This window comes from Candidatus Zixiibacteriota bacterium (assembly GCA_034439475.1).
In the GTDB taxonomy this organism is placed as follows: Bacteria; Zixibacteria; MSB-5A5; order GN15; family FEB-12; genus JAWXAN01.
On record JAWXAN010000067.1, the window covers coordinates 1 to 23,844 of the forward strand.

The window sequence follows — 23,844 nt, forward strand, 5'->3', positions numbered from 1 at the left end:
CACAACAAATATTGCTGTCATCATGCGCGCTGTTCCGACCGAACCAGTCGCCGATGCCTACGAGCCAAATAATTCTCTTCCGGAATTAGTCGCAAAGCCGCTCGGTGCTTATAATAGCGCCAATCTCGGTCCATGCGGGCCACTCAAAGTTATCACTAATCTCTCGATTCACAGCACGTCGGCCGATTATTATATGTTCACGACTAACAGCGTGGGCGGGCCGTCGGATTTCGTAAGAATCGCCTTTACCCACAGCCAAGGCGACCTCGATATGACGTTGCTTGCTGTAAATAATTCTATCCTCGGTAAATCAGATGGAACGACAAATACCGAAACGATAAGCCTGAATGGCCGGGCCAAAGGGATGTATGTCCTTCGCATCTATGGCTACAACGGGGCGAAGAGTCCAAATTATACCTTGACGATCGACCCACCCGGCAACCAAACACCAAGTATTACCACACTAACTCCATTGGCTGGAAACCTTAACATTCTCCGCGGAGTCGGTAATTTCCGCGTCTACTGGAGCCACAGTGATCCGGAAACTGACAAGTGCTGGGTCTCGGTTTTTGTGAACTCATCACCGACCTTAGATGGGAATCAGATTCTGCTCACTGCATCGCAAAACACCGATGCAAGCCTGGGTTCGTATTTGATTAACTCAACTGACCTTGCGCTTGGAACTTACTGGGTCTATACCCAAGTGACCGATGCCGGCACGACTGCCGGGAGTTGGTCGGCTGGAACGGTGAGCTTTGTTTCCGATGTACCGACCGCGACACTTACCGGAACAGTAACCGGATTGTCCTCGCTGGCGCTTGTCAATGCCTCGGTGTCACTGGTCAATCCTCCACAGAGCGCGCTCACTGATAGCGCCGGAAGATTCTCTTTCACAAATCTCCCAAGCGGAAATTATTCTGTAAAAGTCACAGCGCAAAATTACTATGACACCACTGTTGTTGGTGTTTCACTGAGTGCGCCATCGCCGTCCGATATTAGCATAAACATGACAGCCCAGCCCCAGCAGTGCGATGATTTTGCCGATGGCGATATCAGCAACTGGTTAAACGTTAGTGGAGCCTGGTCAGCTACTGGTGGAATCCTCAAAGGGAACAGTGACTTGCTCGATGCAGTGCTTTTGTCATCGTTTGGAAATTATTCGAGCGGTGATATAACCTCGAAAATTCGAATCTTTACAAATTTTACTGATAAGAAGGCCCGAATTGTCTTTGGGTATATCGACGCCAATAACTACCGCTTTATTGAGGGGGACGACTACAACGACCGCTGGAGAATTGTCGAGCGGGTAGGTGGTGTCAACACTATCCAACTCAGTGTCCTGTCGCCAATCAACTCTACTGCGTGGCACTCGATCCGTGTGACACTTTTGCCCAACGGTCTTGCAACCCTCGTAGTCGGAAGCTCGACAATTGGCTCGTATAAATTTGCATCGGCTGTCTCTGGACGAGTCGGCTGCGGTTATAGTCGATCCAATTGTGATTTCGATGATTTCTGCATGACCGGGCCTAATTCAGGCAGCGCCACGACAGCCGGCACGCTGGCATTGATATCAGACGACCTTGTCCCGGCCGAATATTCGCTCTCGCAGAATTACCCGAATCCATTTAATCCATCAACCCAGATTTCCTTCACGCTTCCTTCTGCGGCTCCGGTTACTTTGAGAGTGTACAATATCCTCGGCGAGATGGTAATTGAACTTGTCGATGAACAGATGACGGCGGGGCCGCATACAGTCGAATGGAATGGCGCGAACAGGCATGGCCAGCGGGTGGCATCGGGTGTCTATATCTATCTGCTCCAATCCGGTTCATATCACGACAGCAAGAAGATGCTGTTGCTGAAGTAGGGGCAATTCCAAAAAAACAAGATCACACCGTTCCGACGAATGTCGGGACGGTGGGGACAGAATAGAGAAAAGATGGCCCCCAGTTTTCTCTGGGGAGACATTACAAAGAGTCACTCCAATATTCGTAGGTCAGTCCGCCGCCTGCCCGCTGTGGCGGGGCGGATGCCTGACACTCGTTCTTTGAACTTCGTGTGGGACGTCTCGGTCGCGCACCAAAAATAAAACGAACCTCACCGCAGCAGACGAGCATGAGATTGCCACGCCTCGCAATGACCGGGCCGAGATCCATCTTCTCCATTGTCATACCCCGCGGAAGCGGGGTATCCAGGGTATATAGTCGTGCAGTCCGCCGAGGCGGACTGACGTCCTTAACCTCCCCCTCCCCTCAAAACTTAGCCCATCGCGGCACACGCGGGAAGGCAATCACATCCCGGATATTTCCCATCCCCGTGATATACATCAGCGCACGCTCGAAGCCCAAACCAAATCCCGCATGCGGCACACTCCCATACCTGCGAATATCCAAATACCAGTAATAATTCTCGACATCATTGATGCCATGCTTTTTCATCCGCGCCACAAGATAGTCGAGGCGTTCTTCGCGCTGTGAGCCGCCGATAATCTCGCCGACTTTTGGGACCAAAACATCCATCGCGCGGACAGTTTTGCCGTCTTCGTTCATCCGCATATAAAATGCCTTTATCTCTTCGGGATAATCAAAGACGATAACAGGTTTCTTGAACACTTTCTCTGTAAGGTAGCGCTCATGCTCCGACTGCATGTCCAGTCCCCATTTAACCGGATAATCAAAAGGCTCTTTGGATTGCTCAAGCAGTCGGATGGCCTCGGTATACGAACACCGTTCGAACTCGGCATTGATCACGGCTTCGAGTGTCTGACGCACTTCTTTGTCAACCCATGTCCCAAAAAATTCCATTTCATCGGCGCATTTTTCCAATGCGTAGCGAAGCAGAAATTTGAGGAAGTCTTCTGCCAAATCCATATTATCGGTCAACTCGGCCCATGCCATTTCCGGTTCTATCATCCAAAACTCAGCCGCATGCCGGCTTGTGTTGGAGTTCTCGGCTCGAAAAGTCGGACCAAAGGTGTAAATATCGCCGAGCGCAGTTGCCAGTAATTCTCCCTCGAGTTGTCCGGAGACAGTGAGGTATGTTTCTGCAGCAAAAAAGTCCGACTCCCAATCGATACCGCCGTCTTTGCGGGGGATTTTGTTGGGATCAAAACTTGAGACGCGGAAAAGATTTCCCGCCCCTTCGCAGTCCGACGATGAAATTATCGGTGTGTGGACATAATAAAATCCGCGCTCCTGATAATACTGATGAACCGCGTACGCGAGTTTGGAGCGAATGCGATTAACCGCTCCAAAGGTATTCGTGCGTGGACGAAGGTGGGCGATGTCGCGAAGGAATTCCATTGAATGGCGTTTTTTTTGCAGTGGAAATGTCGCATCGGCTTCGCCGATTAGATCAATTTCAGAGACTACCACTTCATATTTTTGTCCCTGCCCCTGCGAAGCGACCAATGTTCCTTTGACTCTAATTGCTGCCCCAGTCAGGATTTTATCCAACACAGGAAACGCCGTCGGGTTAGTAATGACCGCTTGAATGTTTTTCATAGATGAGCCGTCGTTTATTTCAATGAAAGCGACCTCTTTACTTATGCGAACAGTTCGCACCCAGCCCAAAATAATAAGGCTGCTGTTTATCGGGAGCATTTCACTTATGAGAATTTGGGATATCTTAGTTCGTTTTGCGTAATCCATATAAATCCTTCAACACCATATAACTAGTTTCTTGACATCGGCTTGCATGTCCCGTTTCGTTAATAACTACTGAAAATAGTAGAATGTAATTCAAGCGCAAGCAACAAAGTTTTGCTCAAATCGATGTTAGTATTAAGTTTTTATGATAAAAATGAAACTCTAAAAACATCATGCCGTATAAAAGCTGAGGAAAGCAGGGAATAGAGAACGAAGTTTTTTTGAAACCTGACAAATCCCAACCTATCATTTCAGCCGCAACCGCTGACTTTCACCAAGTCGGCGGTTGCTTTTTTATGGAGCTATATTTTTCTGATCAGTAGGGCAGATGGGTTTGCCCGCATGAAAAGGCTGGTGCACGAAGATGCACACCAGCCACGAATATCATACATTTTCGTGCAGGCCGTCTCTGGCCTGCACCCACAGTAAGATCATACCGTCCCGATATTTATCGGGAGTGTGGTACAAGATTCAAGGCCGGTATTCCTTGAAAGCTCACATCCCTATCAACGAAAATCTTTTAGCCTGATCGACCTTCTTGTCTTCCGTCTTGCTTTATTCGAATAATCTCTTCTTCTTGTCCCACTATGAAATCAATCGCAGTCATAGGCGGAGGGGCGGCAGGATATTTTGGCGCAATTGCGGCCACTGAAAATAATCCAAACGCCACAGTTACTCTCTTCGAGTCCACCAATGATCCGCTCAACAAAGTCCGCATTTCAGGCGGCGGACGGTGCAATGTCACTCATGCCTGCTTTGAACCGTCTGAATTAATTGAAAAATATCCGCGCGGTAGCAATGAGCTTCGCGGCTCCTTTACCCGCTTCCAGCCAAAAGACACGATAGAGTGGTTTGAAAGCCGTGGCGTGAAACTCAAAACTGAATCCGATGGCCGTATGTTTCCGATCACCGACCGCTCCGAGACAATAATAGAGTGTCTGCAACAGAGCGCGGAGCACGCGGGAGTCAATACAAGACTTCGCACAAAAATAACGACTATTCAAAATGTATCCGATGAAAATGACCATACACATTTTGAATTAGAGACGCTGAGCGGTGAGACAGTGCGCTTTGATTTTGTTCTGCTGACCACCGGGAGTTCTCCCTACGGAACAAAACTCGCCGAAAGCCTCGGCCACACTATTATCCCGCCGGTACCATCACTCTTTACCTTCAAGATAAAAGACCCGCGTGTACAAGACCTTGCCGGAGTCAGTTTTCCTGACAGCACAGCTCGTCTTGAAATAGACAAGCACAAACCATTTACCCAAAGCGGACCCATACTTATCACCCACTGGGGGCTCAGCGGTCCGGCGGTATTGAAGCTTTCGGCATGGGCCGCGCGCGAACTCCACGATGCCTCATATCAGGCCGCGCTCTTTGTAAATTGGTGTGATAGCGAAACCGAAGCTTCTGCGCTAACCAAAATCTCGGTGTTCAAAGAAAAGTTCTCGAAACGAACTATTTCGGCCAATTCTCCTGTTGATATTCCCAAACGATTCTGGGCTCGGCTGATAGAGCTCCAAGGCATTGACGCCGAAATGACCTGGGCCAATATTACCAAAAAGCAAATGTCGGTAATCGCGCAGGAACTTACTGCCTCGAAACTCGCTGTCTCCGGACGGGGCATTTTCAAAGAGGAATTTGTTACCTGCGGCGGTGTCGCGCTCAAAGAAGTCGACTTCAGGACTATGCAAAGCAGGATTTATCCCGGATTATTTTTCGCAGGAGAGATTCTTGATATCGACGGTGTTACCGGCGGTTTTAATTTCCAAAGCGCTTGGACAACAAGTTGGCTCGCTGGTCAGGCACTGCGCGGTTTATGTATGGCTGCCGATGCGTAACTCCATGCAGTCAAACTCATGTCTATACTTTTCGCTCGAAGATTCCTTCGTAATATTCATGGCTCTTTACAAACCCAAGTTTCTCGTATGCCCTAATCGCTGCCTGATTGTCGGCTTTGACATTTAACATCACAAGTTTGCCTTCATCCACTAATTCCTGTGTGAGCGCCGAGGTTACTGCTGTCGCCAGCCCGTGTCCGCGAAAGCCCGGATCGACTGCGACACTTCCGATGACTGCGGCATTATACTCGTGTGAATAGACATGGACTCCTGCCGCGGCCACAATCCGTTCGCTTTCACGATAACCGAAATATTTGCCAGTCTCCAGCATGCGCGGGTCGAAATATCCGTCGGGATAGGCAAGTTGGTAAAATTCAACCAGTTCATCGACATTCGCCGGTGTCAGCCGAACAATCGCATCTCGGTACTCGGATGATGTATCAGGAAGAAACTGTGCCGGCGTCATCTTGAAATGTTTGCCAAGCGGCCTTTCGGTATACAGCCCGCTCAATATATCTTTGTACTGCGCATTATTATAGTGGCAGTAAAAGCGGGAAGGCAGAAGGTCGCGGATTTCTTCAAGAGCGATCGTCATTTCCTCAGTGAGGCCAAATGCCATTACCGTCGTAGCCGTGTCGCTGGCATAGATAAGTATGAGGTCTTTGATATAGCGTGAGTCTCCGTAAATGGCCGCCCATTGACATCGGTCGAAATGCATATCATCGAGATCGCCCAGATGATAGGCAAAGAGAATTGGGTCTTTACGGAAATGCTTTTGGAGGCGATGCTTATCAAGCGTATATACAATCATGGCGCACGAGGAAAATACGACAAGTAGGGGACGTGGTCAAGCTCAGAGGCCGGGCTCTATGAAAAGAGGGCAACCCCGTGTGGTTGCCTCCGACAGAATATCCGCGAAATATCGAACGTCTGGCATTGCTATGATAGGTCGGGATTTGTAGGGACAGGTCCCCGTGCCTGCCCTTTTCTCTTTGTACGCGACAGCTTTACGATTCGTTATTACCCTCTACCCCTGGGATAAGGCAGGGTGAGGGCTTATTCATTACTAGAAGAAAATATCAGGCTCGCGGGGCATAAGAATGACCCGCGCTACAAGACGAAAAGAAAACGAATATGAGATTGTCACGCCACAATATGAATCGGGGTCGCAACGACGAGGCGAGTGTTTAACGTCAACCAATACTCTTTTCTCTCATTCTTTCACTACGCTCACTTCGCCAGCGGAGATGGCTACCCGTGTGCCATCAGTCTGCTTCAATATCAGACAGCCGCGTGAATCAATATCAATCGCCTTCCCGCTTGTAATATGGCTACCCGAAAGAATCTTGACATCATGTCCCAACAGCGAAGAGTATCTTTTGAGACGCGCGTGGGATTTAGTCAGATCATGTTTTTGATAGATCAGATATTCTTTTTCGAAGTGTACAAGAAATGATTGAAGCAGAGGCACACGCCGGACTTTATGTTTTAAGGCTCTTCTCAGCGAGGTCGCGCTGTTGCGGAGTTCTTCGGGAAAGTTTTCCACCCCCTGATTGACATTTATCCCCACGCCCACAACAAGGCAATTAATCTTATTTCTCTCGGCGGAAAGCTCAGTGAGAATACCAGCGGTTTTCTTGCCGTTTATCAAAACATCATTGGGCCATTTTATTTGGATATCCCCAGGTGAATATGGCTCGAGGGTTTTGGCCAGCGCGAGCGCGGTCATTATAGAAATTCCCGGCGCGCGTTCCGGGGCGAAACGAGGTTTGAGAATTATCGAAAGATAAATGCCTGTTCCGAATGGCGAATGCCATGACCGTCCAAGCCGCCCTCGCCCTTTGGTTTGTTCTTCGGAAGTGATAATTGTGCCTTCGCTGGCAGGCGACCCCGATTCTGCGATTTGCGAGGCAAGGTCATTAGTTGATTTCACTGTGCGATAGGAATGGCATGTCCGGCCGACAAACGACGTCTTGAGATTATATGTTATCTCGGTTGCTGTCAATGAATCCGGAGCGTCGAGAAAAGTCACACCCTCGCTTTTACGGACGCTGATCTTATAGTCCCATGACGCCAGTTTCTGGAGGGCGTCACTGAGTACGTCATGATCAATATCGAGATTTTTACATAGTGCGTCGAACTGATAAGCCGCGCCTGGCCTTTTACGGATTATCGCAAGCAGGCTGTCGGCAATAATATCAATGTCCGGTTTGAGGGCATTCATCCGATAATTTTCAACGAAAAATCCGATGACGGCGCCGAGTGGGTGATAGAACCGATTGAAATATAGTCCACCCCCGATGCCGCTATTAATTCGATGTTCTGAAGACTCACATTTCCTGACGCCTCAAGCTCGACCGCAGGATTTAGTCTTCTCGCCAGCTGGACCAGCCGACAGAGCGAGGCCGGTGTTTGATTGTCAAGCAGCAGCCGATCGACACCGGCATCGATGGCTTCAGCAAGCTGCAATTCGTTTTCAATTTCGACTTCGATAAGCACACGAGCGGCTTCGAGGTCAAACTGCAACCGGAAATCAGATGTATTCATAAACTCTCTGGCCCGTGCGACTGCGGATTTGATCGAACCAGCGGCGGCGATATGGTTATCCTTTATCAGCATCATATCGAATAATCCGAAACGATGATTGAAGCCTCCGCCATGAACAACCGCCGCTTTTTCGAGCGCCCGGAGGCTGGGCGTGGTCTTTCGAGTGTCAAGGATTTGGGAGCGAGACGCCCTGATTTTCTCTGCGAATTGATGGGTGAGGGTGGCGATACCGCTCAAATGTCCCAAAAAATTAAGTGCAACACGTTCTGAGGCGAGGATAGTTTGGTTAAAGCCGTCGATTTCGCAAATTACCTCCCCATGTCTGAAGTGCGCGCCGTCCCGGATGTTAAACTTGACGGTATTTGCTGAATCGACCGTCTCGAAGACCATTAACGCGGGGATAGTGCCAGAAAGAACGCCATCGGATTTGGCCGTGATTGTCGCTTTGGCCGGGTTCGGTTCAAGGGTAGCCAACGAAGTCAGGTCGCCGCGTCCTATATCTTCTTTCAGGGCGACTTTTATTAGTTCACGAAGACTTGTCTGTGCGACTGTCATAATCTCATTGGAGGCATACGCCCGATAAGGTAGGTTGGAAATGTGACATCAATAAAATATATTACGGCGATGAGTCCAAAAAATAAAGCGAAAAAAACAGTTGGCATGCTTGGATATGGCTCGCAAGGGCGGGCGATAGCGCTGAATCTTCGGGATTCGGGCTTTAGTGTACGGCTGGGACTTCGCGCCAAATCAAAAAGCGCGGTTATTGCTAAACGTGACGGTTTCAAAGCGATTGGATCTGTTTCTGAAGCCGCATCCGAGAGCGATATCCTTATCTTTGCCCTGCCCGATCACCAGCACGGACGGGTGTATGAAAAGGAAATCAAAGCCAATCTCAAGGCTTCTGCGACCCTGGTTTTTTTGCATGGGACCTCGATTCACTTCGGTTTTGTGGTTCCGCCGCAGAAAAGTGATGTCATTCTCATCGCGCCGCATGCCCCGGGAATGGCGGTACGGGAGAAGTATCTGACTGACAAATCAATATCGGCTTTCTACGCGGTGCATCAGAACTATTCCGGCAAGGCGGCTAAGACGGTCATTGAACTCGCTGGGGCAATGGGCTTTGTGAAGAGCCGTCTGATCAAAACAACATTCGTGACCGAAGCCGTGGGAGACCTTTTTGGCGAGCAGGCTGTGCTGTGTGGGGGATTGGCCTTGCTTGTAAAGAATGGATTTGAGGTTCTTGTCGAAGCCGGCATCAAAGCCGACCATGCCTATCTTGAGGTTGCCTACCAGTTGGATCTGATTATTGCCTTGATAAAACGGTATGGCATCGAAGGGATGTTCAAACGGATTTCGGTGGCCGCGCGGTATGGCTCGTATGTGAACGGGCCGTGGATAATTGATAAGAGTATCAAAAAGAAAATGCAGGCGGTCTATTCCGAGATTGCTTCCGGCGAGTTTCCCAATAAACTCTATTCGCTGTCAGAGAAAGAGATCTCGGCTTTAGATAAGAAATTGAAAGAGATGACCCACCCGGCCTTCGAGCGGGCGGCGAAGAAATTCGCCCCAAAGCCATAGGGTATTTGACGGCTAGCTGCCGCAAAAGGCGACACACATAAAATTACAGAATAGCAAGCCAACTAACTGGTCAAAAACTGAACAGCTTTGCATAGTAACAGCTGTAACTCGACCTGTCGGCGAATGACAGGTTTTAAGCTTCTGCTATACACGTACATAGACTGGCGGCTTTATTCAGGTGCAGGCATACTTTTTGCTTTATGCATATAATGACATTAATACAGAACTGACAGCACAGTTTTGTTAGACCAAGCCCCGGCTAACCACCGGGGATTTTTTTTGGGGTGTCGTTCGAGTATCTCAGTTGCTTAGGTCTGTTTTACGTAAGGAAACTGGTATTTGACCAACCGTCAATTCATACCCTAAGCACGTCAAATGTATTGACGCCTTTGGACTTAATCCATAAATTCCCCCCTCGATATGAACCCGACTGTGAAAAAAATTCTCACTGCCTTGGCAGTTGTCGTCTTGCTCGTCTGTGCATACTTCCTCTATGAGACCTATAAAGGGAAGAGCCGCCCGGAAAAGCTGGCCGATATTATTCACCAGGAAGACCTTCGACAGATTAATAATACTTTGACCGGCTATCTTGATGACGATTCCGATGAAATTCGCGCTCGGGCTGCGCTCGCAATCGGACGTATCGGCTCAGATAAAAGCGCCGAACTCTTATTTCAAAAACTAAAAGACGAATCGATCGATGTTGCCGCGACCGCCGCCTTCGCGATGGGGTTGACCGGCGATACGGCGTATGCCTGGCGTCTGCTCGAAGCCGCGCATGACTTGCCGGCTGCGATTGCTGCCTCGGCTGTCGTCTCGGCGGGACGACTGTCTGACAGCAGCAAGGCCGATGTCAATGCCGAGCTAATCAATTTTCTCGGTCATATATCAGCCGATGTGCGGGAAGAAGCCTGTTATGCGCTCTTTTATGCCAACGCCAAAGAGCAGGCCAAGGTACTTGCCTCAATGTACACAATGGAGCCGGACAGCCTCACCAAAGAGGCCGCACTATTTACCCTTGCTCGATTCGGGCTCGATGAAGGCACACCGGTGTTTATAAATTATCTGGCCGACTCAGATCCTTATCTTCGAGGTCTGGCAGTGCGGGGTATGAGTAAATCGACGTCCCCGGATGCCGAACGGTATCTTGAGATCGCCCTCAATGACCGGGATCATAATGTCGCCGCGCAAGCTGTGGCGGCACTCAAAGCACGAAATCAACCAATGTCGGCGCCGCGTCTCGCAGGCAAGCTTAGCCGCGAAGATGACGAAAAACTGCAGGTTGAGTTGATTTCCGCCCTGCAGGCGCTTGGAAGAAATGATGCCGTCGAGTTAGTCCGTACGATATTTCTCGGCTCGCCGAGTATCAATGTAATCAATGCTTCGGTTCAGTATCTGGCCTCGATTGAAGGTGACAGAACGGTGGGAATAATTGACTCCCTGATTAGAGGCGAATCTCCGGCGCGGCTCAAAGCAGGCTGCGCGACAGCATACGCCCTTATTGGCGGAAGCGGAGTTATACCCCGTCTGACGGTACTGTTTACCGACGAGGATCCAATCGTCCGGGCCGCGGCCTTCGGCGCATTGACAGATATAGATTCAGCAAATATCGATTTTTACCTCTCAAAAGCTCTTGACGATCCAGACATGGTGGTTGTCAGCCTGGCTATTGATAAAGTGAAAGAGGGATATCTGGTTACATACCTACCGAAACTTGCTGCATTCATTGATAGAGGGAAAGAAATAGATATCGATATACGCCGTGCCATTGTCGATGCCACATCGGCCTTTCTCGGCGGCGAATCAGATTCGCTTGCGCGCGAGATACTCGTTAAGGCCGCTCTTGACCCAGAGTATATCGTTCGGAAAGATGCCTCGAAAGTTTACAAAGAAAAATTAAGCGAAGACCGCCAGTCTTTTGTCAGACAACCCCAGACACAGATAAGCTATAAGCAGCTTGTCGAAGCCGTTGAGATGTATAAACAGAATCCGCGAATCCTGATAAGCACTTCAAAAGGAGATATAGAGCTTGAGTTATTCTTTGAAACCGCGCCGCTCACAGTTTTGAACTTCATAGCCCTTGCTAAAGACGGTTTCTATGACGGACTTCAATTCCATCGCGTGGTCCCGAATTTTGTCATCCAAGGCGGTGACCCGCGTGGCGATGGTTGGGGCGGGCCGGGCTATTATATTCGCTGCGAATATTCCGCAAAGCTCTATCGGAGAGGGACTTTGGGCATTGCGACATCCGGCAAGGACACCGGCGGGTCGCAATTTTTCATAACCCATTCCCCCCAACCCCATCTAAATGCCCGATATACGATCTTTGGACAGGTAATCTCCGGCATGGAAACTGTCGATAACATAGTGATTGGCGATACGATTGAACGTGTAGTTATACAAGAAAGTTAAAAATGAAATATATAGTCCTGATCGGCATGCTGGCTCTCTTTGGAGTGTTTCCACCCCATGCCGCGATACTTGTGCAATCCAACGGGATTGATCCCGAGGCCTTGATCGAACGGATTTTACAAGTAGATCGACGGTCCCGTCTGTCACTGCAGAATGTTTCCTTCGACACAGAATATGTTGAAGGAGAAGAGACGTCGGATATCTTTGTTGAAAAAGAACGGTTCAACAAAAAAGTGTTGATCAAATATTTGACCGACACGGCATTATATTATGAACGGTTCGTCACATATTATAAGGACGGCGCCGAACAGAATGAAAAAGAACTGACCCAGGCCGCGGCCAAACGGGTCGAGGACAAAGAGAGGCGAAAAGGGAAAGATGTATCATTCCCCATACTACGCCCATTCTACGCAAGTCACCGCGACCTATACGATATTACATACGAAGGTCTTGTCGAAAATGTCAATGACCGTTACTTGTGCCATCATTTCTCTGTGAAGGCGAAGGATTTCGATGACTCGCTGATAAATGGAAACTTCTTTTTCGAAGCAGAATCATTCGCGCTGGCTCGGGTTGATTTCTCGCCGGTGAAACTAATACGGAAAACAATGTTCAAGATGAGTAAACTCGAAATGTCGATACTCTATGGACCAACAGCCGAAGGTTTCTGGCTTCCCGAACAGTTCAATATAACCGGCAAAGGAAAAGCGGCATTTTTTATCGGTGTTAATTTTTCCGGTGTTGAATATTACCGCAATCCAATTATAAATGATCCGGTGAATGACAGCCTGTTTTTCGCCGAAGGACTGACCAATAGATAACTATGTGCCGTTTGGATCATAGTTTACGGGGGTAATGTGGTAATTATTATTTTACGTTTTCTTAGAATTCTTTTACCTGTTAAATGCTTGCCTCGGTTTGAGCATTTTATTATAAACACCTATTCAGAACGTGGCTAAACAACGGCCATGAAATTTACTAACGTACAGAGTGAAAGGACTCAACGATGAAGAAAGGTATTTTAACAGTGTGCGCACTGCTGATAGTGGCGGGCGCAACGACAACTCAGGCGCAAGACGCGATGAAGAAAACGAACTTCTATGTCGGTGTTGGCGCAACTCTGCCTACTGGTGATTTTGGCGACGCTTACGGGATGGGCCTGCAAGCATTGGTAGGAATGGGATTCTCGCTCATGGCTGACCAGCCATCGTTTCAGATTGTCCCTAAAATCGAGTTTCACACATTTTCGGCCGACGAAAACTTCTTCACTCAAAATGATCCGAGCATTACCAATTTCGACGGCGGCTCGGTGAATGCACTCATGTTTGGCGTTGATGGACGCTATGGTTTCGGAGCTACCGAAACATCGACTCGGCCGTTTATACTCGGAGGACTCGGATTTGCAAGTTTGTCCGTGTCCGATATCACTTATTCTTCAGGCGGAACAACGTTCAATGCCCCGGGTGGCGACGGAACCACTGAACTTTTCTTCAACTTCGGAGCTGGTGTCGATATTCAGGCCGGCGACGCAATGACTTTGTTTCTTGCCGCGCGCTACTTGACTATTCTAACCGAAGGTTCAAGCTCGAATCTGCTTCCTTTGACGGTTGGACTTCGCTTCTAAGTTATTTTTAACAATGTGATCCGAAGCCGAAGTTGCAAAAGACTTCGGCTTTTTTTTGTTTCACATGGACAAGGGAAAAAAAATATGCGCTTTGAACTTGAACGGTCAAAGACTGAAAAACTCATAATCGAAGACAGCGAATACAAAGGCCACCAATTGGTTTCGCTCAGGATATATTTCCTTGGGGAGGGCAGTGAATGGCTTCCGACAAAAAAAGGGGTGACCTTTAAACGCGAACAACTCGACGAGGTAATTGCCTCGCTTGATAAGATAAAAGGGTAACGGTGGGTGGCCGTACCTTCATAATGTCATCCCCTCTATAATGTCATCCCGGCGCAGGCCGGGAGCCAGGATTGATATTCGTGCGGTCCGACGCGGCGGATGTCGCGCACCGAAGAAAAGATCACACCGCAAGCAGTGTGGTACAAAAAATCAAAGCCGAACTCTCAACACCGTCGTTGCGAGGAGCGACTTCCGAGGAGTGACGCGGCAATCTCATATTCTCATCCGTCGGGTCTTGCGTGGGCAAGGATATAATTGTGACAGGACGGTAAATTGGTGCAGACCAGAGATTTTCGAATCCGCCAATGGAGGACGGCCTGCACGAAGAAAAAATAATATGCCGCAAGAGTTTCGGACTGAATATGCTACCCCCGCTACTGCGGGGACCAGATCGACTGCGCGGCGATAACTTCTATCTTGCCGCCCAGTGACATCGGCGCAGATGTCTTCGTGTAAAAGATGAACCCCTTGTAGCTTGTCATGTATTTATACTTCGTGCCAAACTGCCATGAGGTAGCCGTAATCACCACTGGCATGTCGACCTTGTTCAGAATCTTCTGAAACTCAGCCGGTTCAACTTTGACAATTGCGCCCATCGCTTTGATTGCGTTGGCAATCGCATGGGCATGCGCGGCAACAGTTGCGCCGTTCGTCATAGGGCAAGTTTCTCCATTTCTGCTACCTGGGTTTTAAACAGATTGAGCGTGGCTCTTACCGGATCGGGTGTGGCCATATCTATTCCGCAGATTTTTAACAGTTCTATCGGATGGTCTTTGCCGCCAGAACTGAGCATCTCAAGATATTTGTCTATGATCCCTTTTTCGCCGTTTATGAATTTGGTTAGTATTGCCTGCGATGCCGCATACGATGTCGAATACTGATAGACATAATACATATTATAGAAATGCGGAATGCGGCACCATTTAAGCGGCGCAAATTCATCGACAACCAAATCCGGTCCAAAATACTGCTGGGTCAGGTTGCGGTACATCTCGCTCATAATGTCAGGCGAAAGAGCGCCCCCCTTTTCGACTTCGGAATGAATCATGAGTTCAAAGCGGGCATACATGATCTGGTTGAAGAATGTCCCCATAGTCATATCAATATATCTGTTTAAGAGCGAGAGTTTCTCCTTCGGGTTGTCAGTCCCTTTGAGCATGAGTTGCATCAGCAGACCCTCGTTAAGCGTAGAAGCGACCTCGGCCACAAAAATCGAGTAGTGCGCTTTGGGATATGGCTGTGCGGCATTGGCCAGCGCGCTGTGCATGGCATGTCCCATCTCATGGGCGAGAGTAAACATCGAATCGGTTGTGTCGTTGTAATTCATCAGGACAAACGGATGGGTCGAATAATTTCCCCAGCTATACGCCCCGCCGCCTTTGCCTTCGGTTTCAAATACATCAACCCATCGCGTTGAAAATGCCTTTGATAACGAACTCACATACTTCTCACCCAGCGGCTTTGAGGCCTCGATTACTTGTCGCACTGCCTCCGCATACGGGGTTTGCCGCTCCATATCCGGAAATAGCGGACAGACCATGTCGTAGGGATATATTTCATCGAGTTTGAGAATTTTTTTGCGAAGCCGCACGTAGTCATGCAGTCCCGCAAGGTTTGACTCGGTTGTGTCCAAAAGAGAATGATATACCGAAAGGGGAATATTATCTCCATCAAGGGCACGCTCAAGACAGGTATTGAACCGCCGAGCTTTAGTATAGAAGACATCTTTATTGACCGAGGAGGCAAGCGACGCGCCGAGGGTATTCACATGTTCTTTGTATGGGGCGTAAAAGGCCTCGTGTGATTCCTTACGCACACGTCTATCCTTTGATTCTATAAGTTTAGCGTAGCGCTGTTTGGTGAGCTTTATCTCATTGCTGTCTTCGTCGATTATCGAAGGATATTTAATATCGGCATCGTCAAACATAGAGAAAATCGTGTCCGGCCCGCGGGCAACAACCGATGACATCGCCAGAAGCTCTTCGACTTCCTCGGAACGGACATGGGCTTTGCTCCGGATAAGCTCTTCGATATAGAAATCGTAATAATCTGTCCGGGGAAACTTCGCGGCGAGGGCGCGAAGTTTTTTCTCATCGAGCTTAAGCAATTCCGGCTCGATAAATGAAAAGGCGGCCCCGGCTTGGGCCGAGAGCATCATCCCCCGTTGAGTCATCGCCTGATATTTGGAGACCCGGTTATCAACATCTTTGCTCAGATAAGCATACTGGTAAAGGTTCATCATGATGATCGAGATATCGCTTCGCGCCTCAAGACAGGCATAGAGAGTTTTGGCTAACTTTCCAAGCCGGCCGTTGTACGTTTTGGCCTCTTCGATTAATGACTGGACTTTCTTATAATCTGCTTCCCATGACTCGTCGTTTGGGTATATATCGGTGAGCTTCCATGTGTGTTCTGCGTTAACATCATGTCGTTGCGGGATGGTATTTGGTTTTGTGGCAATGTCAGTAGGCATAAATATCCTTTCAGTATAAGAATCGTGCGTTGGTATAATATCGATAGCTTATACGATAAAATCAAGGGGTGAGTCGTGTGGGGGGTAATTTCGATATTAGTAGGGCGGCCTCCTTCGGCGGACGAAGGGGTAAGTGGTGTCGGGCGTCACTGCCCGACACGATTTAGACAGTCAATAGGATTAATTGATGATTTTGTAGGGGCAGGTCCCCGTGCCTGCCCTGATATTAAAGGGCAACCACAGGGGGTTGCCCCTACGGAATTGTCAAGACAGTCAGGCATCCGCCGACACGGACTGACTGCACAGACAAATCGAATATGAGATTGCCGTATTGTGACTTTAAAAAGTCACTCCTCGCAAAGACAGTGCCGGGTATATTGGCTTTGAATCTTGAACCACACTCCGCCTACCGCGAGACTGTTTCTCTCTCCTGCTTTCTTTCTGACCAAGTCGGCAATGGCTCCATTTTGATCCAGCCCGGACGCCGCTCATCGAACATCTTATAGGCATCAATACCGAGAGCCATCGGCTACACATTCTTGCGAACGTGCGATCAGTAATGCCATTGGCATTTTTCGACCGGCAAGTTTGGATCATTTGCCTGCTCGATAGCGGCGCGTAAAACATCCAAGGCACAGATGTCATGTTTGGCGTCGGAGATTTCACAGAGTTTATGATACAGCTTTTCGGCGTTTCTTTTTTTGAGCTGGCTGACTTTGGTGATACCGAGCAGGTGGAGGTCTTTGATGGTTGCCGGTCCGACCGAGACAAGGTCGGATAGGGCGCGCGAGGAATTATTCTTTTGGGGTTTGTTCATAACGTTATTCAGTCGTCTTTGTCAATTCACCTTCAATGTCATTCCAGTCCCGACATTTGTAGGGAGAATTCATCTCCACTTTGAAAAGAAGATCACACCGCAAGCGGTGTGGTACAAGATTTGAGCCGTAAGTTATTGTTTTTCAGTTCCGTCATCAATTAACCGATCAACGATGTTATATCGTTCACTAATGAGGTTAAGAACCTCCTGCATTTGCTTAGATTTGTCAAGAAGACTGCTCCATACATCTATAGGAAGAGGCATATCGGTCGGGATAAGTGTGTTATGTGTGTGCGTGCCGGTAATATTTAGAAGTCCAATAAATCCTTTACGTATCTGACGGGGAAGATATAAGCAGTTTGAGTCAAACCATGTCCGAAGTGTTTCTAACTCTGATGTGATCTCGTCTGCAGTTTTTTTGTTCAGCTCCTGATCAGTTGATTTAGAATCAATTGCCTTGTCGAGCAAATTATTGATGGATTGAAGATGAACAGGAACCAGCGCGATCGTTTCTAAACATTTCGGCAATATTTGCATTGCGATTACGTGCTCTTGTTCTTTCTTCCATCTATCAAACTCGGAACGGAGTTCTTCGACTTGATGCTCATGATACATCTTTTGTATACCTATTGTCTCCTTTAATGAATTTTGGTTGTGTTTGTAAAGAAGAAATGAGCTGAGAAGAATCCCAAAAAAAGTAAGAATTCCTGGAATAAATGCGATAGCTACTTGCTGCCAAATAGGCGTTACGGAACTTACAATTTCTTGTATTCTACATCCGCTCCACACACCCAGCAATCAGATCCCGTAACTTCGGTTCTGTGCGGGTGGCGGTGCCGATAACATCATCAAGGGAGCACTTGTGCATATTATCCGCAAGCCCCATATCGGTAATAATCGAAAAAGCCAAAATGCGGTTCTTCTGGTGATGCGCGGTCAACACCTCAGGCACGGTCGACATGCCAACTGCATCAGCGCCGAATCCGCGAAACATGCGGTACTCGGCCGCCGTCTCAAGACATGGGCCGGTGAGCCCGACATACGTCCCTTCCTGAAGGCGCAACTTTTGCTCGATTGCCACTTGTTTGGCCAATTCCTGGTATTTGAAATTGTAGACTTCGTACATATCAGGAAACCGGTCGCCCATCGCGCTGTCGTTCGGGCCTATAAGCGGATTGCCGGGAAAAAAATTGATATGGTCTTTGATGAGCATAATATCTCCGGCTTTGAAATTGGGATTCATCCCTCCGGCGGCATTGGAGACAATGAGCGTTTCCATGCCAAGTTTTTTCATCACCCGAACAGGAAAGGCGATCTGCTTCATAGTATAGCCTTCGTAAAAATGAAACCGCCCCTGCATACAGACAACTGCTTTACCACGCAGTGTCCCGAACAAAAGCCGTCCGGCATGGGACTCTACTGTCGACACAGGGAAGTGGGGGATTTTATCATAGTCGACTGTGCCCGTCATCTGGATGCCATCGACTAACGATCCAAGTCCCGTGCCTAATATGATGCCTATCGTCGGTGTAAGGGTGACTTTACTTTTTATATAGCTCGTTGCTTCGTCGATCATTTTGTGCATGTCGGTCAAGCTTGTGTTCGTATCCATTGCCATTTCAAAAAACTCCTCTTAGTTCTCTTCGTTCATAACTTAGCTTTTGAATATATGCTATGATTACATGGCGCGCAGGTGCTTTCACAATAAAAAAACCGACCGGCGAATAGTCGCCAGTCGGCCGCATTAAACAATTTAAAAAGGGAACTAATTCTTGTCGGCTTTGGTCATCTCTTCATCAAATCGCGCCGCAACCTGATCGAGCTCATCGGAAATATTCATCGGTGTTGTCGAACTTTTTGGTTTCGGCTTTTCATTAATGGGGGGATCGAGATTTAGCGCGTTCGGATCAATTGACTCGAGCTTGGGTTTGGCCGCTACCCGAACCCTGTCTGTCGATTTGTCAAATTCACCTTCGAGAGCACGAGAGATAAAACCGGATGGGACATCATCTTGGGCAGGCTGCATAACCTTCGAGCCAACCGGAAGTTTGGTTTTTTGCGTGTCGGTCGGTCCTTTTCGCATTCTGTCCTGTGTGCCTTTGTGATATCGCTCCAAGGCCTCGGCTAACTCTGGATCCACCAGGGGCATTTTTGAACTTCCGAACACTCTGTCCTGCGTGATTTTACCCTCAAGCGGTTCGGCTGGAGTTGTGTGGGTATCGAAAATAGCCGCCCCGATTATTGGGTCAGGAGCATTGGCTTCCTCGATTTTTGTCGGCACAACTTTGTTGGGCTGACTTCCAACCGTTTCAATACTTTCTCGGGTGATATCGGTCGAGTCCGTCACTTCTATTTGATCTTCACGCAGCGGCTGCTTTTTTGCCTGAGCCTGAATGGAAATACCTTGCGTTTCAATAGACTTCGTGGTTCGAACCGGCGGACGTAGTTTTTGCACCGGAGCTTGAGCCAATAACGATGCAGGTTTTGGCGGAGTTGAAGGGACCATTGGTTTCATGGCCCCAACCGGCGCTTCATTGCCGGAAACTTCATTGACCAATTCGAGATGAGAAAGAATCATTCCTTTGAGTTTGCTCAAATATGATTTTCTGGTCAGCTCAAGTTTCATAAGCTGGCTTTCTATCTCCTGAATGCGAGTAGCGCTGCCACTGGACATTTCATTAGCGCCTGCTTTTGCCTTCTCAATTATTTGCAATGCCTCGGCCTTGGCTGATGCGATAGTAGAATCCGCATTGCGACGGGCATCAATTGCGGCATTTTTAATCGTGTCTTCGAATTGTTTGAGGCTCTGTACTTGCGCTCTCAATCCGTCAATTTCCATTGTGAGCCTGAGATTTTCCTGCTTGGCCAGCTCAAGTGATTGAGCCGTTTGCTCCATGAAGCTGTCTACTGCCTCTTTTTCGTAGCCCCGCATCTGGGTGGAAAAAGAATAGTTGCGTATGTCGTTAGGGGATAAGCTCATTGCACTCTCATACTGGTTGCGGTCGTTTCAGCCACTCGACTTTTATAAAGCTGATGGCTTATGCCTGCGGCTCTCTTAGATATATCGACTGGTTGCTGAAAAATTTTAGTCGGTGAAAGTCAGAAAAAAGCCGCCTGCACCAATATCTTAAAATCTCTGGTCGCTTGGTAAGACGATGAACTTAAACCAGATAGCAAACAATTCAGGCTTTTATCCGAGACCCAAACAAGATCGAGCCAAGCCGGATCATCGTCGAGCCTTCCTCAATTGCGATCTGATAATCGCCGCTCATTCCCATGGACAGGGTGTCGAACCGACTGCCTGCCTGCTCTTTTCCATGCGCAAAGAGCGAGGAGGTGAGGTTGAAAGCTGAGCGGATGAGGTTGACATCATCACTCAATGGCCCGATAGTCATCAGACCGCGAAGCATGATATTCGGAAGTTTTGATATCGTTTCAATACAACGCTCTGTTTCTTCCGGTGACATCCCGTATTTCTGCGCTTCACCCGAGGAGTTGATCTCAATAAGGCAATCGATTCTCTTACCCACTTCACCGGCGCGGCGGTTTATCTCTTCGGCTAAGCGGATCGAATCGACTGATTGAACCATATCAAAAATTTGCACAGCTTTTTTGGCTTTATTGCTCTGGAGATGGCCAATTAAATGAAAGCGAGCTATCGGACCGAGTTCCTGGATTTTTGGCTCGGCTTCCTGGACTTTGCTCTCGCCGATATTAGTTAGGCCGGCATCGACAGCCATTGCAATTGCCGACGCTGGAAAAGTTTTTGTGACTGCGACAATGGTGACGTCATCCGCTGAGCGGCCGGAGACAGTACATGCCCCGGCGATATTGGCCTTGATTTGGCTGAGACGTTGTGTGAATTCTTCGTAGGTAACCATTTCGGAATAAACGGAACAAGTGCCGGTCTCAACAAGAAGATTTTAATGTTCTGTCAGGCAATATTGGTAGGTCAATAGCTTCTTAGGTCTCGACATCTTATCTTCTCTTGTAGTTCCATATGGTAGGTCAGGATCCCTGCGGAGGGTCATGCCTCAGAAACCGCTTCTCACGATGACTTACTTAGGGTACGTCTGTTATATTTTCTTGTACCACACTCCCGACGTTCGTCGGGACGGTGTGATCTTTTTTTCCCGTAGCCCACCCAACGGGTGGGTTTTTACATGCCCAGTGTGAGAATAATCAGGTTACTGAAATTTGGTGTGGAACGGAGACACCCCGCAGGAAGTCATCAGTTCAAGAGCTGGTGCACGGGGCTTTCAACTCCGCCCCGCCACAGCGGGCAGGCGTGGCGAGACGAGACGTACACCAGCCACGGGTAACATATCCCCCCCCGTAAACTTTTCCTTGTCGAACAATTATTTTGGCAGTATGTATCCACCTTATGGTCAGCCAGCAATTATTAAATTGGATAGAACTCTCGCGTTCCGCATTTTCGACAAATCTGGCCGCCTTAACTAAAATGGCCGGCGGGCGGATGATAGCTGTCTCAGTGAAGGCCAATGCCTATGGCCATGGTCTGCCTGAAATTGTCTCAATCCTCTCTAAAAAAAAGAATATCGAGTATCTTGCCATCCATTCCATAGATGAAGCCTTAGTCGCTCGCGAATCCGGCTGGAAGAAAAAAATAATGATCCTTGGGCCTGTCGCTCATGACAATCTTCCCGCGATCTTTATTCTCAACCTCGAACCCGTTCTCTTCAGCGCGGAAACACTTGAGGCCCTTGGCAAACTCTCCAATAAATTGAAGCGCCATGTTCTCACTCATGTCAAGCTCGAGACCGGCACAAATCGACTCGGCATAACCGATAAAGAACTTCCGGCATTTGCAGCGCTTTACAAGAAATATCCATACCTCAAAAAACCGTACGGGGCATCGACGCATTTTGCCAATATCGAGGACACTACCAGCCATGAATACGCCCAATACCAGCTTGATAATTTTGAGCGAATGGTCAAATCGATGACACGGCTTGGAATCGAACCAACCATCCGGCATACGGCATCTTCGGCGGCGCTAATCTTGTTTGAGAAAACTCGATTCGATCTTGTACGGCCCGGAATCTCGGCTTACGGACACTGGCCCTCGAAAGAAACATATCTGAGCTACAAACTCGAAGGCGGCAGTGGCGATACCTTCAAACCGACCCTTTCATGGAAAACACGTATCGGGCAAATTAAGAATGTGCCAACCGACAGTTTTGTCGGCTATGGCTGTACCTATCGCACAACTGCGCCAACTAAACTTGCCGTTCTGCCAATTGGCTATTACGATGGCTATCCTCGCGAGTTGTCAAACCATGCCTACGTTTTGATAAAGGGTAAACGCGCGCCGGTGCGAGGGAGGGTTTGCATGAATTTGCTCATGGTCGATGTGACTGAAATTGCCGGTGTCAAACTTTTCGATGAGGTGACCCTAATCGGGGTGGACAAAAAAGAGCGCATAACTGCCGAGACCCTTGCGGGGCTTGCTGGAACCATCAATTATGAACTGCTCGCCCGGCTTTCGTCCCAGACGCCGCGCATTATTGTGGACTGAAACTCGACAGAACACTTCTCTCATACAATTGTTTTCTCTAAAGTGAGAATGATATGCCAGAACTCCCCGAAGTAGAAACGGTCGTGCGCGGATTGCGCGAAACGGTTGTTGGAGAGACAATACAGATCGTACGGGTAAACGCCCCAGCGGCATCGATTGTGGTCGGCCAGTCGTTACATCCGAAAACTTTTGTCGAATCTCTCGAAGGTCGCGCTATCCAAAGCGTGGCGCGGCGAGGCAAAAATATCCTCATCTCGCTTTCCGGCGGGCTGACATTATGGGTTCACCTCAAAATGACCGGGCATTTCACGCTCAGGAGTCTCATTGAGCCGCTTGAAAAACATGACCTTGTAGTCTTCGATTTTACCTCATCCCCTAAATCAGGAACGCATTTACGATTTAATGACTACCGACGATTCGGACGGCTCCGCCTGTTTTCCTCGAGTGAAATCTTGGAACAGCCCGGCCTGAAAGAACTCGGCCCTGAGCCGCTCGAATTTGGCGCACAAGATTTTGTAACTTTGTGCCGCTCCCGCTCTCGAATGCTCAAAGCGGCCCTTCTCGACCAGAGTTTTATTGCCGGGGTGGGGAATATCTATGCCGATGAAGCCCTCTATGCCTCGCGCCTCCATCCACAAAGATTGACCAATAGCATATCTACAAAAAAACTCACTGAACTTCATAGCCATATTCAGCGGCTGTTGCGTCGAGCTATCGCCAAAATGGGATCATCGGTTGATAGTTACTCGGGTGTAAACGGCCAGGTCGGCCAGTACCAGAAATATCTAAAAGCGTACAATAACGAAGGAAAACCGTGCGGGCGATGCCGGACGAAAATTATCAGAGAGAAAATCGGCGCGCGCTCGGCGCACTTCTGCCCCAGATGTCAGGCCGCGAAATGACATAAGCGAGGAATTAGCTGGGTTAAACATTGTCTTGTACCACTGTCCGCCGCCGCGGACGGTGTGATCTTACTTCTTTTCCGTGGTGTCAGGCGCCCCCGCCCGACACTTCCTGTTTCTACGTGGCAGGTGTACGTCCCTCCACGCCTGCCCGCTGTAGCGGGTCCGCCGCGGCGGAC

The 23,844-nt window shown here is 48.7% G+C and carries 20 protein-coding genes; 9 read left to right on the plus strand and 11 right to left on the minus strand.

What is annotated here, in order from left to right:
• Window positions 1-1,867, plus strand: a 1,867-nt coding sequence (locus SGI97_09530; GenBank protein MDZ4724127.1) for a carboxypeptidase regulatory-like domain-containing protein, incomplete at its 5' end; no start/stop codon positions are given.
• A gap of 385 nt (window positions 1,868-2,252) precedes the next feature.
• On the opposite strand, the gene asnS is transcribed toward SGI97_09530, so the two are convergent.
• Window positions 2,253-3,650, minus strand: coding sequence for an asparagine--tRNA ligase (gene asnS, locus SGI97_09535; protein ID MDZ4724128.1), 1,398 nt, complete (start codon window positions 3,648-3,650; stop codon window positions 2,253-2,255).
• A gap of 584 nt (window positions 3,651-4,234) precedes the next feature.
• Between asnS and SGI97_09540 the strand changes: the two genes are divergently transcribed.
• Complete coding sequence (locus SGI97_09540) at window positions 4,235-5,491, plus strand: NAD(P)/FAD-dependent oxidoreductase (protein ID MDZ4724129.1); 1,257 nt, start codon at window positions 4,235-4,237, stop codon at window positions 5,489-5,491.
• 22 nt (window positions 5,492-5,513) lie between these two features.
• Here SGI97_09540 and SGI97_09545 read toward each other — a convergent pair whose 3' ends face one another.
• From SGI97_09545 to nadC, 3 genes are all read right to left on the minus strand, one after another.
• Window positions 5,514-6,302 (minus strand): GNAT family N-acetyltransferase, encoded by a 789-nt coding sequence (locus SGI97_09545; protein ID MDZ4724130.1) that lies wholly within the window; start codon window positions 6,300-6,302, stop codon window positions 5,514-5,516.
• A 402-nt stretch (window positions 6,303-6,704) separates the two neighbouring features.
• The gene (locus SGI97_09550; GenBank protein MDZ4724131.1) at window positions 6,705-7,715 is read right to left on the minus strand and encodes a biotin--[acetyl-CoA-carboxylase] ligase; all 1,011 of its coding nucleotides are present in this window, start codon (window positions 7,713-7,715) and stop codon (window positions 6,705-6,707) included.
• Window positions 7,712-8,593, minus strand: coding sequence for a carboxylating nicotinate-nucleotide diphosphorylase (gene nadC, locus SGI97_09555; protein MDZ4724132.1), 882 nt, complete (start codon window positions 8,591-8,593; stop codon window positions 7,712-7,714). The genes SGI97_09550 and nadC overlap by 4 nt, the downstream gene beginning before the upstream one ends.
• 42 nt (window positions 8,594-8,635) lie before the next feature.
• On the opposite strand from nadC, the gene ilvC reads away from it, so the two are divergent.
• From ilvC to SGI97_09580, 5 genes are all read left to right on the plus strand, one after another.
• Window positions 8,636-9,616 (plus strand): ketol-acid reductoisomerase, encoded by a 981-nt coding sequence (ilvC, locus tag SGI97_09560; protein MDZ4724133.1) that lies wholly within the window; start codon window positions 8,636-8,638, stop codon window positions 9,614-9,616.
• Between the two features lie 432 nt (window positions 9,617-10,048).
• Window positions 10,049-12,028: a peptidylprolyl isomerase gene (locus SGI97_09565; GenBank protein ID MDZ4724134.1), complete on the plus strand. Its 1,980-nt coding sequence runs from the start codon at window positions 10,049-10,051 to the stop codon at window positions 12,026-12,028.
• 2 nt (window positions 12,029-12,030) lie between these two features.
• Entirely contained in the window at window positions 12,031-12,849 is an 819-nt protein-coding gene (locus SGI97_09570; GenBank protein ID MDZ4724135.1) for a hypothetical protein, read from the plus strand.
• 185 nt (window positions 12,850-13,034) lie between these two features.
• Window positions 13,035-13,652: an outer membrane beta-barrel protein gene (locus SGI97_09575; GenBank protein ID MDZ4724136.1), complete on the plus strand. Its 618-nt coding sequence runs from the start codon at window positions 13,035-13,037 to the stop codon at window positions 13,650-13,652.
• Window positions 13,653-13,736: 84 nt separating this feature from the next.
• The gene (locus SGI97_09580) at window positions 13,737-13,934 is read left to right on the plus strand and encodes a transcriptional coactivator p15/PC4 family protein (GenBank protein ID MDZ4724137.1); all 198 of its coding nucleotides are present in this window, start codon (window positions 13,737-13,739) and stop codon (window positions 13,932-13,934) included.
• 374 nt (window positions 13,935-14,308) lie between these two features.
• Here the strand turns inward: SGI97_09580 and SGI97_09585 are convergent, their stop codons facing one another.
• The 7 genes from SGI97_09585 to SGI97_09615 all read right to left on the minus strand — a co-directional run bounded on the left by SGI97_09585 (window position 14,309) and on the right by SGI97_09615 (window position 21,105).
• Complete coding sequence (locus SGI97_09585; GenBank protein MDZ4724138.1) at window positions 14,309-14,590, minus strand: hypothetical protein; 282 nt, start codon at window positions 14,588-14,590, stop codon at window positions 14,309-14,311.
• The gene (gene pepF, locus SGI97_09590) at window positions 14,587-16,407 is read right to left on the minus strand and encodes an oligoendopeptidase F (GenBank protein ID MDZ4724139.1); all 1,821 of its coding nucleotides are present in this window, start codon (window positions 16,405-16,407) and stop codon (window positions 14,587-14,589) included. The genes SGI97_09585 and pepF overlap by 4 nt, the downstream gene beginning before the upstream one ends.
• 553 nt (window positions 16,408-16,960) lie before the next feature.
• Window positions 16,961-17,224 (minus strand): helix-hairpin-helix domain-containing protein, encoded by a 264-nt coding sequence (locus tag SGI97_09595; GenBank protein MDZ4724140.1) that lies wholly within the window; start codon window positions 17,222-17,224, stop codon window positions 16,961-16,963.
• Window positions 17,225-17,356: 132 nt separating this feature from the next.
• The gene (locus SGI97_09600; protein ID MDZ4724141.1) at window positions 17,357-18,022 is read right to left on the minus strand and encodes a hypothetical protein; all 666 of its coding nucleotides are present in this window, start codon (window positions 18,020-18,022) and stop codon (window positions 17,357-17,359) included.
• Window positions 17,997-18,836 (minus strand): purine-nucleoside phosphorylase, encoded by an 840-nt coding sequence (locus tag SGI97_09605; protein ID MDZ4724142.1) that lies wholly within the window; start codon window positions 18,834-18,836, stop codon window positions 17,997-17,999. Before SGI97_09605 ends, SGI97_09600 begins: the two co-directional genes overlap by 26 nt.
• A gap of 153 nt (window positions 18,837-18,989) precedes the next feature.
• A complete protein-coding gene (locus SGI97_09610; GenBank protein MDZ4724143.1) occupies window positions 18,990-20,204 on the minus strand; it encodes a DivIVA domain-containing protein in 1,215 nt (404 codons plus the stop codon).
• Window positions 20,205-20,406: 202 nt separating this feature from the next.
• Window positions 20,407-21,105 carry a YggS family pyridoxal phosphate-dependent enzyme gene (locus SGI97_09615; GenBank protein ID MDZ4724144.1) on the minus strand — a complete coding sequence of 233 codons (699 nt, stop codon included), beginning with the start codon at window positions 21,103-21,105 and terminating at the stop codon, window positions 20,407-20,409.
• Between the two features lie 503 nt (window positions 21,106-21,608).
• Between SGI97_09615 and alr the strand changes: the two genes are divergently transcribed.
• Together alr and mutM are read left to right on the plus strand one after the other, a co-directional pair.
• Window positions 21,609-22,763 (plus strand): alanine racemase, encoded by a 1,155-nt coding sequence (gene alr, locus SGI97_09620; protein MDZ4724145.1) that lies wholly within the window; start codon window positions 21,609-21,611, stop codon window positions 22,761-22,763.
• A gap of 53 nt (window positions 22,764-22,816) precedes the next feature.
• Window positions 22,817-23,665 (plus strand): DNA-formamidopyrimidine glycosylase, encoded by an 849-nt coding sequence (mutM, locus tag SGI97_09625; GenBank protein MDZ4724146.1) that lies wholly within the window; start codon window positions 22,817-22,819, stop codon window positions 23,663-23,665.
• Window positions 23,666-23,844 lie beyond the last annotated feature (179 nt).

What these genes read in the sequence shown, in the direction of transcription:
- asnS (MDZ4724128.1), bottom strand. Translation starts at nt 3,650, where the DNA reads ATGGATTACGCAAAACGAACTAAGATATCCCAAATTCTCATAAGTGAA.
- SGI97_09540 (MDZ4724129.1), top strand. Translation starts at nt 4,235, where the DNA reads ATGAAATCAATCGCAGTCATAGGCGGAGGGGCGGCAGGATATTTTGGC.
- SGI97_09545 (MDZ4724130.1), bottom strand. Translation starts at nt 6,302, where the DNA reads ATGATTGTATATACGCTTGATAAGCATCGCCTCCAAAAGCATTTCCGT.
- SGI97_09550 (MDZ4724131.1), bottom strand. Translation starts at nt 7,715, where the DNA reads ATGAATGCCCTCAAACCGGACATTGATATTATTGCCGACAGCCTGCTT.
- nadC (MDZ4724132.1), bottom strand. Translation starts at nt 8,593, where the DNA reads ATGACAGTCGCACAGACAAGTCTTCGTGAACTAATAAAAGTCGCCCTG.
- SGI97_09570 (MDZ4724135.1), top strand. Translation starts at nt 12,031, where the DNA reads ATGAAATATATAGTCCTGATCGGCATGCTGGCTCTCTTTGGAGTGTTT.
- SGI97_09575 (MDZ4724136.1), top strand. Translation starts at nt 13,035, where the DNA reads ATGAAGAAAGGTATTTTAACAGTGTGCGCACTGCTGATAGTGGCGGGC.
- SGI97_09580 (MDZ4724137.1), top strand. Translation starts at nt 13,737, where the DNA reads ATGCGCTTTGAACTTGAACGGTCAAAGACTGAAAAACTCATAATCGAA.
- SGI97_09585 (MDZ4724138.1), bottom strand. Translation starts at nt 14,590, where the DNA reads ATGACGAACGGCGCAACTGTTGCCGCGCATGCCCATGCGATTGCCAAC.
- pepF (MDZ4724139.1), bottom strand. Translation starts at nt 16,407, where the DNA reads ATGCCTACTGACATTGCCACAAAACCAAATACCATCCCGCAACGACAT.
- SGI97_09595 (MDZ4724140.1), bottom strand. Translation starts at nt 17,224, where the DNA reads ATGAACAAACCCCAAAAGAATAATTCCTCGCGCGCCCTATCCGACCTT.
- SGI97_09605 (MDZ4724142.1), bottom strand. Translation starts at nt 18,836, where the DNA reads ATGGATACGAACACAAGCTTGACCGACATGCACAAAATGATCGACGAA.
- SGI97_09610 (MDZ4724143.1), bottom strand. Translation starts at nt 20,204, where the DNA reads ATGAGCTTATCCCCTAACGACATACGCAACTATTCTTTTTCCACCCAG.
- SGI97_09615 (MDZ4724144.1), bottom strand. Translation starts at nt 21,105, where the DNA reads ATGGTTACCTACGAAGAATTCACACAACGTCTCAGCCAAATCAAGGCC.
- alr (MDZ4724145.1), top strand. Translation starts at nt 21,609, where the DNA reads ATGGTCAGCCAGCAATTATTAAATTGGATAGAACTCTCGCGTTCCGCA.
- mutM (MDZ4724146.1), top strand. Translation starts at nt 22,817, where the DNA reads ATGCCAGAACTCCCCGAAGTAGAAACGGTCGTGCGCGGATTGCGCGAA.